This is a genomic window from Methanococcoides sp. LMO-2 (assembly GCF_038432375.1).
Classification (GTDB): domain Archaea; phylum Halobacteriota; class Methanosarcinia; order Methanosarcinales; family Methanosarcinaceae; genus Methanococcoides; species Methanococcoides cohabitans.
In genome coordinates, this window is the sequence record NZ_JBCAUS010000007.1 from 1 (window position 1) to 10,921 (window position 10,921).

A 10,921-nucleotide genomic window follows, 5' to 3' on the forward strand; every position below is an offset into this window, starting at 1 on the left:
CCAAAATCTTTTTTTGTGGCTGCATAATCAATCATATACACTTCATTTGAATGCAGTGAATTTGAAGAAATCATGCCTATTGTTGTTGCTTTTTTGTCGCTTCCCAAGCTTGGGACCCGGGTTCGAATCCCGGCAGTCGCATGGGTTTCTGATAGTGATTTTTGCAGAGATTTGAGCTGTTACTTCAGCCAAAATGAGACAAGTCGAAAATAAATTGAATAAATGATAATTTTGAAATTTAATGATATTGAAAACTAAAAGACATATCAACCCAAACAGTCTTCAAAAGTCGATCGGCCTGAGATCAAATCTCTCCCCTGCAAGATCGAATGGGCTGGAATCGATCATCAAAAGGATAAGAGAGATAGCTCAGGAAGAAGCCAACATCGGATAAATTTATACTCATACGCATCATATCTACTAACATGCCATATCCGATTGCGCACGTAATGTTCTTCGTGTTCTGCATCTGTGCAGTAGCAGTTTATACTACTGTTGCAGGACTCCTTCGAAGGACTATCACAACTGAACAGACCCCGCGTCTCCTGTTGCTATTATTAATAGGTAGTTTTTTTGCGCTTTATCCGGACATCACTGCCCCATATAATTATCTGGTACACGGCACTCTGGAACACACCACCGTAGGACTAGTTCCGACGCATTCACTGCTGTTTAGCTTCTCTGCACTCCTGTTTGGAGTACTTATTGGATATGCGATATATAGGGAATTTGCCAGAGCATTGTATGTGGGACTTTTCGCCGAGTCTGCATCCCTTTCACACCTGTTGCTTGATGACCTTGCCGGAGCAAGGATATATTATTTCTATCCGATATCAGATATAGCGTTTAGTGTCTTCTCACGTGTGGATGTAGAATTGGCATGTATGAATCGTATCTATTATATGCTCTCATCCTATGTGGTGGTTCTCTTCATCTCTTTTGTGATAATGCTTGCATTGTTTTCACTGAGTCACCTTGGTTTTGAGTTCAGATATCGGTCTGAGAAGTGACCTTGTGCTGACTCATGGAACCCACATTTTTATTAAATGGTGACAAAATATTTCAATGTGGACGACATTGTAAATTTATGACTCCAACACAAACGATCCTTGCAATCCTTCTTCTAACAATCTCACTAACCTGCATCGGCTGCATCGAAAATACACAGGCAGACCCGGACACCACCATAAATGCACGCTCTGTTGAGGAATATGACCTTGCTGCTGCGAACAATGCCTTTGCCTTTGACCTGTACTCGGAATTACAGGACGGAAGCAATGAGAACCTGCTAATATCCCCTTACAGCATCTTCACTGCAATGGCGATCTGTTATGAAGGAGCTGAGGGAACAACGCACCAGCAAATGGCAGAGGTGCTCTATTATCCTCTTGACAAAAACGTCCTGAGAATTGCCGCTAAAGACTATATTGATACTGTAAACCGGAATTCCAATGACTACGAGCTGGAAACTGCGAACGCACTCTGGTTACGGGAAGATCAGCGACTTGTAGCTGACTACGAGAAGAACATCGAGGAATATTATAATGGAGATGTCGAGAAGCTTGATTTTGAAGGTAGGCCTGAAGAATCTGCAAGGGTGGTCAATGAGTGGGTCGAAGAGCAAACCAACAACAAGATAAAGGACCTCATCAACGGACACTCATTTGACGGGCACACCAAGCTTGTGGTCACGAATGCCATTTATTTCAATGGTAAATGGAAAGAGGAATTCATGGAGCACAGGACGAGCGAAGAAACTTTCTATCTCTCAGGCGGCGAGGAGATCCAGACAGACATGATGTATGCCATAAGGAAGTTCAGTTATGGTGAAACCCCGGAAACAAAGATACTGGAACTCCCCTACAAGGGGGATGACCTTTCAATGTACATTGTACTTCCGAATGATAACGACATTGAAGCTCTTGAGAATAATTTCAATTCCCATGACTATGAGAAGCTAAAAAGAGAAATGGAGGAGGAGCATGAAGTCAACATATGGTTGCCAAAATTCAAATTCCAGACTAAAAAAGAGCTATCAAGTCCACTTATAAGTATGGGATTAACTGATGCATTCACTAAATTCGGCCTTTCCGGAATAACTGAAGAAACGGACCTGACAATCTCAGAAGTGATCCATCAGGCATCTATCGACGTGCAGGAGAAAGGAACAGAAGCCGCTGCTGCAACAGCAGTTGAAGCAGTCGACTGCGCCATGGTCGATGAGCCTATCATAAAAGAGTTCAGGGCAGACCACCCCTTCATGTTCTTCATCGAAGACAAAAGGACCGGGTGCATCCTCTTCATGGGGAAGGTTGAACATCCGGAGTACGATGAGATTACAGCAAAATGAGATCCAAATGATCTTTAAAAGCAAGTGGAAGGATGAACAGTCCGCATGACTGTCATTCCACTTCGGCTTCCGTTTCTTTTTTCTTCCCATTCATAAATTCCGGCACTATATCATGCATCTCCTCAGGAGAATACCTGATAGCAAGGACACGCACAATTCCCAGCACCAGTATAAGTGCTGAAAGTGCAAGGATGAACTCTGAATCAAACTCCTTTGCATACATGCCCACGGCGATCTCGCGCATGACTATCAAGATGGTGGCATCAGTAACGTATGTCAGTTTGATGCGCTCATGCTCATGGTAATCCACAAATATGTTGAAAAGGTCGATCAGTATGAAAATTGTAAGGACACTGGAGACCATGTGATTAAATCCGAGATCCAGGGATGTGAAGGCCGTGAATCTCAATTCCAGCAAGGTAATTCCCATCCCGACGACCAGCGTAAGGAGAAGGATGTACAATACGACCGTGGTTATTGAATCGATGATCTTTCTGAATATCTTAGTGTTGTCTATCATGTTGTTACCTGAAGGAGGAGTCATGGACAATGACCCTCAGGCGTTGAATAGACAGATAGGTATATGGATTTTATCTGGATAGAATATAGATACGAACATAAAGTAAATAGAATAAATAGAAAAAGTAGGAACAAAAAACTGATCATCCTTTTCCGAAAAGTTCCCTGATCAAAGGACCTCACACCTCATAGAACTCCTCAGGATACTCCACGACACCCCTTACATCATCCAATGAACCATCAACAAGCTCCATTGCCATGAACGCGTCGTCCGGCACATCCTCGAAAGGAGAACGGATACCCCAGTTTGATGCGGGCCTGAAACCAAAGCGAGGATAGTATTCCGGGTGACCCACAACCACAACCGACCTGTATCCGAGGTTCTCTGCCACTGTTAAACCTTCCTTTATTAGGGCACTTCCAATACCCTGCCTCTGGAAGTCAGGGAGAACTGCCATAGGAGCAAGTGAAAGAGTATCGAATTCCTTCCCGTCATCAACGATCCTCACTGGGAAGAACAGAATGTGACCCACTATCCTGCCATCGACCTCTGCGACAAGTGAAAGTTCGGGAACAAAATCGGCATGCATCCTTAAGTTCACAACAAGCCGCCCCTCATTTTCCTGCCCAAATGCGTGATCGTTCACCTCTGTGATCGCGAGATAATCGTTGTCCTCTTCTTTCCTTACAAGCATATCTGATCCCAAAAAAAAGATAGAGTGCCTGAAATAAATATTTTGCCGGACATACCGGGATCAATTGTCAGTAAAGGATACAGTAGCCCTGTTCCTTGTCAGGTCTGCGATGCGTGAGATGAGATCATCCTCTGTCCCTTTTCTCACTTCCACAGACAGCTCCACGATATCGGAGTAGTTCTCATCCAGCACGGCCCCACATTCTTCCACCAGCTTCTTCACAGGCTGCATGTCGGAATAGCTGACCTTCAGTTCCAGGGTCACCGTTTCATGCACCTCAATTATCCCTGCCCCCTCAATGGCTGCAACCGCCGCCTCACGATAGGCCCTGGAAAGGCCTCCGAAACCCAGTTTGATCCCACCGAAATAGCGGGTCACCACCACCGCCACGTTGGTAAGCTCCTTAAGCTCCAGCACCTTGAACACCGGTTTTCCGGAGCTACCTGCAGGCTCGCCGTCATCATCATACTTTGCCACGAGGGTGCTGCCGTTCTTGATAAGGTAGGCAGAGACGTTGTGATTGGCATCGCTGTATCGCTCCTTTACGGAATTTACAAAGGCCTTTGCATCCTCTTCGTTCCTTATGGGAATGGCATGGCCTATGAAGACAGAGTTCTTTAACTCCTTTTCAGCAACACCATCAGATCTGACCGTTCGATACAAGGGATCACCTGTACAACAAAGTGAATATTAATAAGAGGTAAACATCTATCATTAAACCTGTAGAAGAGATCAGATGCAATACCGTGCAACCTCAAGAGATAGCTGATATTACATAAAATAGAGGGATAAGATGTTATACCGTAAATTTGGAAGAACCGGAGAGGATGTTTCAATACTTGGTTTCGGGTGTATGAGATTACCTGTGATCGATGGAAAAGAGGACAGGATCGATGAGGAGCAGGCAACCCGGATGATAGAATACGCCATCGAAAAGGGCGTGAACTATTTTGACACCGCTTACCCCTACCACGAAGGAAAAAGCGAACCTTTCGTGGGAAAGGTCCTGAGCAATGGTTACCGTGAGAAGGTATTCCTGGCTACAAAATTGCCCCTCTGGCTTGTGGAAAAGAGAGAAGATATGGACCGCTTCCTTGACGAACAGCTCCGCAGGCTGCAGACAGACTATTTCGATTTTTACCTCATGCACGGCTTCACAAGAGGTCACTGGGAAAAGATGAAGGAACTGGGAATGTTCGACTTTATTGAAAGTGCACTATCTTCAGGTAAGATAAAGTACATCGGGTTCTCCTTCCACGACGACATCTCTGTGTTCAAAGAGATCGTGGACGGTTATGACTGGGACTTCTGCATGATACAGTACAACTTCATGGATGAGAACTACCAGGCAGGAAAGGAAGGCCTTCTGTATGCTGCTGAGAAGGGACTTGGTGTTGCCATCATGGAACCACTACGCGGAGGCAGTCTTGTACAGGTCCCTGATGATGTGCAGCGGATATGGGACAGTGCGGATGTTAAACGCACACCTGCAAACTGGTGCCTGCAATATCTCTGGGACCAGCCGCAGGTCAGCATTGTCCTGAGCGGAGTGAGCAATTTCGAACAGCTAGAACAGAACATTGCCTATGCAGAAGAAGGGATTGCAGGCGGGCTTTCAGAGAAAGAGCACGACCTAATATGTAAGGTCCGTGAAGTGTATCTTGAAAAGACCGAGGTCAACTGTACCAACTGCAAATACTGCCTGCCCTGCCCATCTGGCGTTAACATACCTGCTGCATTCACCTACCTCAACAGTGCCTCTATTTACGGCAACCTTGAAAAGGCACGCCACCACTACGAGATGTTCGTACCACCTGAGGAGCGGGCATCAAGATGTATTGAATGCGGATTGTGCGAAGAGAAATGCCCACAGCATATTTCCATACAGGAAATGCTGAAACACGCATCAAAAGTTCTTGAGAACTGAAGAAATAGATACATACTTAAAAAAATTCATATATAATTAAGTAATCATAATAATGAGTATAATATTTCTTCTTTGGAAGGCAGCCCCAAATGACAGGTCAAGTAGAGAGTGTCACGATGCATAATGCATTGGACGTGGAAGAGAACAGATGCAGCTTCCTCATAGAGAACATAAGCGACATATTCTATATTTTGAACTCTGACGGCGTGATAGATTACATCAGTCCCCAGATAAGCAAATTTGGGCTGGATTCCCAAAAGATGCATCAAACCCATTTTCTCAAATACATCAATTCATCAGATCGTGAGATACTTGCATCCGGATTCCGGAAGATGATGACTGACAGGACTCCTTTTGACACACTTCTAAGGGTCCTTGACCAAGATGGCGAAGAGCACTGGATCGAGAACCATGCTGAGTTCCAGAAAGCTGCTAACGGGAAGAACTCCAGGATCATCGGCATAATGAAGGATGTCACCGAACAGATCTCAATGGAAAAGGAACTCCAGAAGCTCCGTGACAACTCCAATGAAGAACTGGAGGGTTGGAATGCAGAGCTGATAAGTTCCAATGAAGAGCTCAAAAAAGAGAATGAGGAACTCAAAAAATCAGGAGAAAGAGTTACCGGGCTCAGCCAGTTCCAGCAAACCGTCATTGAGAACGCTGACATATGGCTTGATGTCCTTAACAAGGACGTTGAGGTAGTAATATGGAACAACGCCGCAGAAAGGATAAGTGGTTATTCAAGGGACGAAGTCGTCGGAAGTACCCGAATCTGGGAAAAACTTTACCCTGATGAAGAATATCGCGAAGAGGTATTCTCGACAATAGCCAGGATAATCGAGGAAGGACTGGAAGTCTCCGACCTGGAAACCATCATCACCAGAAAGGATGGCGAAGAACGTGTAGTCTCATGGAACTATAAAAAACTCCTGAACACAAAAGGAGAGAATATAGGAACCATCGGCATAGGAAATGATATTACCAAAAGGAAAGAAGCGGAAGAGATGCAGATAAAGCATGTCCACTTCCTGCAGGAGCTCATTGATGCGATCCCTGCGCCTATATGTTACAAAGACAAGGAAGGGGCATATTTGGGATGCAACATGGCGTTTGAGAACTTTTCAGGTGTCAGAAAAGAGGATATGATCGGAAAGCTGGCATCCGAGCTACATGTAGATGAACTGATAGGGGAACCGGATCATACAGATATGGAACTCATCGAAACCGGGGGAACAAGGACCTACGAAAAAGAAGTTACCTATGCCAGCGACCAGAAAAAACACAATATTCTTGTAAACAAATCTGTTTTCACTGACATAAAAGGGAATGTCCTGGGAGTTATAAGCGTTCTTCTTGACATCACCGAACGTGTCAGGTCAGAGATGATCCTGAAAGATTATGCTGAACAACTTGAACATTCCAACGAACTTAAAGATATCTTCACCGACATCATGCGCCATGATCTCCTGAACCATGCGAACGTTGTCAACGGGTTTGCCTACATGCTGCTGGAAATGGAAAAGGATGAGAAGAAGATAAGTAAACTGGAGAACATCGAGACGAGTAACCGTAAGCTTATGGAACTTATCGAGTCTGCGGCCTCTTTTGCAAAGTTCGAGACCATCGAAGACATCAAATTCGAATCCATCGAACTTTCAGGTATGTTAAAAGATGTCTCTAAAAATTTCCATTATCAAGCCAGCCAAAAGAAAGTTGTTATCGAATATCCGGAACAGGGAACATATAATGCACTGGCAAATCCCATGATAGAAGAGGTCTTTGCAAACCTCATATCAAATGCCATAAAATATGGCCCGGATAACTCAAGGGTTATTGTGAATATCCTTGATAAAGACCAGGAATGGAAGGTCACCGTCACCGATTTCGGAGAAGGTATCCCGGATGATGAGAAATCACTGGTCTTTGACCGTTTCAAGCGGCTGGAAAAAGGCAGTGTCAAAGGAACGGGGCTGGGACTTGCTATTGTCAAAAGGATCGTCGACCTGCACGGAGGATCTCTCAGTGTGGAGGATAATTCCGAAAGCAATGGAACCGTATTCGGGGTAACTTTAAGGAAAGCCTGAGATCTTTTTCTAGCTTAAAGGTTCAAAAAAGCTTCATGGTTGCAGGGCTTTGAAAGGGCACATCTTTAAAACTTAATTTTATCTGCATATTTGACGCTACATTTCAAAGATTTTTTTCAATATGTTGTATCTATTTATATATTATTTTTTACTATGAAGCTCCCGGGAACAATTATAGTTATATACATGACATGAGCATAATAATATCCTGTTTTGTTTTTCTACTGCTCGGGGGGCAAACTATAGAAAAAGATACCAAAGACTACGTTTCCATAAAGGATCTTGTTAACAAAGGTTAGGTTAAATATCGATACCTTATCGAGAACACCAAGGATATAGTTTATATTACAAATGAAGAAGGCATAATTCTTTACATCAGTCCCCAGATCACAAGATATGGGTTTGATCCTGGAGAGATGGAGAACACTCCATTTTCAGATTACCTTCATCCGGAAGACCGCGGAAAGATAGTTGCTGCTTTCCAGAAAGCAATGATCAATAAAAATGCCCCTTCCATCACATTCAGGATGCCTGATAGTGAAGGAAATATTCACTGGATAGAGAACTACCCCCACTTCCAGAGCGATGAAAACGGGAACTCCCGGGGATTGATAGGCGTACTCCGGGATGTAACAAAGCACAAGGCTGTAGAGGACGAACTCAAGAAATACCAGAATCATCTCGAAGAGCTCGTGGAGATCAGGACATCTGAGCTTAAAGCAGCCAATGAAAAGCTCAAACTGGAGATCACAGAAAGAAAGCGTGCTGAAGAATCATTAAAAGAAAAAGAGAGGCATATAAGTAGCCTTTTCGATGTAGCTCCCATAGGCATCGGGTTTTCCTATGACAGAAAGATAATGGATGCTAATGAAGAAGCTTACCGCATACTTGGATACTCAAAAGATGCTGTGATTGGAAAAGACACCCGCATGTACTACCCATCTGATGAACATTACAGAGAGGTGGGAAAAGTAATTGAAGCCGTCATAAGGGAAAGAAAGACGCATACAATAGATACACAGCTCGTAAACAAAGATGGAAAGATCATTGATATTTCCCTGAAACTCGCACTTCTGGACAGTGAAGACACGTCAAGAGGGATCATATACACCCTGCAGGACATTACAGAACTTAAAAAATATGAGAAGGACATCAGGGAAAAGGAAGCAAAGATCAGGAGCGCATTCCTTGCAACCCCAATAGGTATCGGAGTTGTATGGGACAGGGTGTTCAGGGATGTTAATGACAATATGTGCGATCTTGTCGGGTACTCCAGGGAAGAGATAATCGGGACAAATACCCGGTTCCTCTACCCCAATGATGATGAGTACTACAGGATCGGTGCTCTGTTGCAGGGCATGATAAGGACAAAGGAACCACTCAAAACACAGGGCAGATGGATACGCAAGGATGGAAAAGAGATCAACGTTGCTTTTACCTTTGCACTTGTAGACCCCCAGGATCCGCCTGCTGGGATCACGTTCACAGTAGAGGATATCACTGAGAAACTATTGGCTGAAGAGAAGATATGCAACCTGACCCAGTTCCAGCAGACAGTTATCGAAAATGCGGATATCTGGCTTAACGTCCTTAACGAAAAGGCAGAAGTTGTCATATGGAACAATGCTGCAGAAAAAATAAGCGGGTATTCCAGGGAAGAGATCATTGGTAGTGACAGGATCTGGGAACTTCTATATCCTGAAGAAGAATATCGCAAAGAGATATTTGCAGAGGCTAAGGCCATTCTGGAACAGGGCAAGCGGGTAGCAGGGCTCGAGACCACCATCATAAGAAAGGATGGCGAAGAACGCATTATATCATGGAACTCCAGAAACCTTGTCAATGAAAAAAGGGAAGTCATCGGATCCATTGCCATTGGAAACGACATCACTCAAAGGAAGGAGGCTGAAAAGGTACAGAAGACCTACTTCCACTTCCTTCAGGAACTCATCGATGCAGTCCCGGTCCCCGTATTCTACAAGAATAAGGATGGAACATACCTTGGATGCAACAAGGCATTTGAGAATTTCATCGGAATTAAGAAAGAAGACCTTGTTGGTAAAACGGTATTTGATATTGCACCCGAAGATCTTGCAATACAATACTATGAAAAGGATAACGAGCTTTTCGAGAAAGGCGGAATACAGGTCTACGAATCATCCACCGAATCGCAGACTGATAGTTCAATAAGAAGAGTGATGTTCAACAAATCCCTTTTCACGGACCTCAACGGGGAGACTGCCGGTCTGGTCGGAGCAATAATAGATATAACCGAGATCAAGGAAAATGAGGAGATACTCAGGAAATATACAGAACAGCTTGAGCGCTCGAACGAGCTTAAAGGCATCTTTACAGATATACTAAGCCATGATATCCTGAACCATGCAACAGTCATCGACGGATATACCTGTCTTCTGCTTGCAGAAGAAGATGGTGAAGATAAATTGGAAAAACTGGAAAAGATAGAGAACACGAACAGGAAGCTCATCGAGCTTATTGACTGTGTGGCAGCTTTTGCCAAACTGGAATCAATGGACGAGATAAACTTTGAAACAGTAGATCTTATGAAAGTCCTGAATGATTGTACATCCCAGTTCGAATACCAAGCTGCACAAAAAAGCATACAGATCGTGCTTGAGAACGATAGAAAATGTGATACTGTTGCCAATATGATGATCGAGGAAGTATTCGCGAACCTCGTATCAAATGCTGTAAAGTACAGCCCTGAGAATAAGGACATAAAGATCGGAGTAAAGGACCGGAATGAGCACTGGAAGATCACAATTACGGACTCCGGAGAAGGCATTGCAGATAAGGACAAGCAGCTGGTCTTCGACCGCTTCAAAAGAGCAGTTGGAGATTGCAATATAAAGGGAAGCGGACTTGGTCTCGCAATTGTCAAGAGAATAGTCGAACTGCATGGCGGACAGGTTGGAGTGGAAGACAACCCGAACGGTCCGGGAAGTGTTTTCTGGGTAACGTTAAAGAAAGCTTAATTCAATATTAAAACAAAATAGAATAATTGAAACGGAGGTTATTGAAGTGGAAGAATTTACAAAGGAACAACTTGCAAAATACAATGGTCAGGACGGAGAAAAGTGCTACATAGCATATCAGGGAAAGGTCTACGATGTAACTGAAAGCATGCTATGGGATGAGGGAGATCATCAGGGAATGCATGAAGGTGGAATTGACCTTACAGAGGAAATGGACGATTCACCCCATGACGATGATGTTATGGAAGATTTCCCTGTTGTCGGTACATTGGTAGAATAAGGTTTTTTAATTAATGGTCTTTTTAAGGCTACTCCCGGGCATTATTGGAAATGCCCGGAATACACAT

General features: G+C 43.9%; 10 protein-coding genes and 1 pseudogene. 8 read left to right on the top strand and 3 right to left on the bottom strand.

Annotation, left to right across the window (positions count from 1 at the left end; all coding sequences use genetic code 11):
• Nucleotides 1-247 precede the first annotated feature (247 nt).
• The 3 genes from WOA13_RS09935 to WOA13_RS09945 all read left to right on the top strand — a co-directional run bounded on the left by WOA13_RS09935 (nt 248) and on the right by WOA13_RS09945 (nt 2,350).
• Nucleotides 248-394, top strand: a complete 147-nt coding sequence (locus WOA13_RS09935; protein ID WP_342127756.1) for a hypothetical protein — start codon at nt 248-250, stop codon at nt 392-394.
• A gap of 31 nt (nt 395-425) precedes the next feature.
• Nucleotides 426-1,010, top strand: coding sequence for a metal-dependent hydrolase (locus WOA13_RS09940; protein ID WP_342127757.1), 585 nt, complete (start codon nt 426-428; stop codon nt 1,008-1,010).
• 77 nt (nt 1,011-1,087) lie between these two features.
• Nucleotides 1,088-2,350 carry a serpin family protein gene (locus WOA13_RS09945; protein WP_342127758.1) on the top strand — a complete coding sequence of 421 codons (1,263 nt, stop codon included), beginning with the start codon at nt 1,088-1,090 and terminating at the stop codon, nt 2,348-2,350.
• Between the two features lie 52 nt (nt 2,351-2,402).
• On the opposite strand, the gene WOA13_RS09950 is transcribed toward WOA13_RS09945, so the two are convergent.
• The 3 genes from WOA13_RS09950 to WOA13_RS09960 all read right to left on the bottom strand — a co-directional run bounded on the left by WOA13_RS09950 (nt 2,403) and on the right by WOA13_RS09960 (nt 4,227).
• A complete protein-coding gene (locus WOA13_RS09950; RefSeq protein WP_342127759.1) occupies nt 2,403-2,894 on the bottom strand; it encodes a phosphate-starvation-inducible PsiE family protein in 492 nt (163 codons plus the stop codon).
• A gap of 154 nt (nt 2,895-3,048) precedes the next feature.
• The gene (locus WOA13_RS09955) at nt 3,049-3,576 is read right to left on the bottom strand and encodes a GNAT family N-acetyltransferase (protein WP_342127760.1); all 528 of its coding nucleotides are present in this window, start codon (nt 3,574-3,576) and stop codon (nt 3,049-3,051) included.
• A gap of 48 nt (nt 3,577-3,624) precedes the next feature.
• On the bottom strand, nt 3,625-4,227 hold the full coding sequence (locus WOA13_RS09960) for an IMPACT family protein (RefSeq protein ID WP_342127761.1): 603 nt from the start codon (nt 4,225-4,227) through the stop codon (nt 3,625-3,627).
• Nucleotides 4,228-4,357: 130 nt separating this feature from the next.
• Here WOA13_RS09960 and WOA13_RS09965 point away from each other — a divergent pair, with 130 nt between their 5' ends.
• The 5 genes and pseudogenes from WOA13_RS09965 to WOA13_RS09985 all read left to right on the top strand — a co-directional run bounded on the left by WOA13_RS09965 (nt 4,358) and on the right by WOA13_RS09985 (nt 10,854).
• Complete coding sequence (locus WOA13_RS09965) at nt 4,358-5,491, top strand: aldo/keto reductase (protein ID WP_342127762.1); 1,134 nt, start codon at nt 4,358-4,360, stop codon at nt 5,489-5,491.
• An 89-nt stretch (nt 5,492-5,580) separates the two neighbouring features.
• Nucleotides 5,581-7,578, top strand: coding sequence for a PAS domain-containing sensor histidine kinase (locus tag WOA13_RS09970; protein WP_342127763.1), 1,998 nt, complete (start codon nt 5,581-5,583; stop codon nt 7,576-7,578).
• Nucleotides 7,579-7,892: 314 nt separating this feature from the next.
• Nucleotides 7,893-9,860 (top strand): annotated as a pseudogene (locus WOA13_RS09975) (PAS domain-containing protein); the annotation flags it as partial.
• Between the two features lie 390 nt (nt 9,861-10,250).
• Entirely contained in the window at nt 10,251-10,574 is a 324-nt protein-coding gene (locus tag WOA13_RS09980) for a sensor histidine kinase (RefSeq protein WP_342128029.1), read from the top strand.
• A 46-nt stretch (nt 10,575-10,620) separates the two neighbouring features.
• The gene (locus WOA13_RS09985) at nt 10,621-10,854 is read left to right on the top strand and encodes a cytochrome b5 domain-containing protein (RefSeq protein ID WP_342127764.1); all 234 of its coding nucleotides are present in this window, start codon (nt 10,621-10,623) and stop codon (nt 10,852-10,854) included.
• Nucleotides 10,855-10,921: the final 67 nt, after the last annotated feature.

Bases quoted from the DNA above. Each gene is read 5' to 3' on its own strand.
- WOA13_RS09970 (WP_342127763.1), top strand. From the start codon at position 5,581: ATGACAGGTCAAGTAGAGAGTGTCACGATGCATAATGCATTGGACGTG.
- WOA13_RS09950 (WP_342127759.1), bottom strand. From the start codon at position 2,894: ATGACTCCTCCTTCAGGTAACAACATGATAGACAACACTAAGATATTC.
- WOA13_RS09945 (WP_342127758.1), top strand. From the start codon at position 1,088: ATGACTCCAACACAAACGATCCTTGCAATCCTTCTTCTAACAATCTCA.
- WOA13_RS09965 (WP_342127762.1), top strand. From the start codon at position 4,358: ATGTTATACCGTAAATTTGGAAGAACCGGAGAGGATGTTTCAATACTT.
- WOA13_RS09940 (WP_342127757.1), top strand. From the start codon at position 426: ATGCCATATCCGATTGCGCACGTAATGTTCTTCGTGTTCTGCATCTGT.
- WOA13_RS09980 (WP_342128029.1), top strand. From the start codon at position 10,251: ATGATCGAGGAAGTATTCGCGAACCTCGTATCAAATGCTGTAAAGTAC.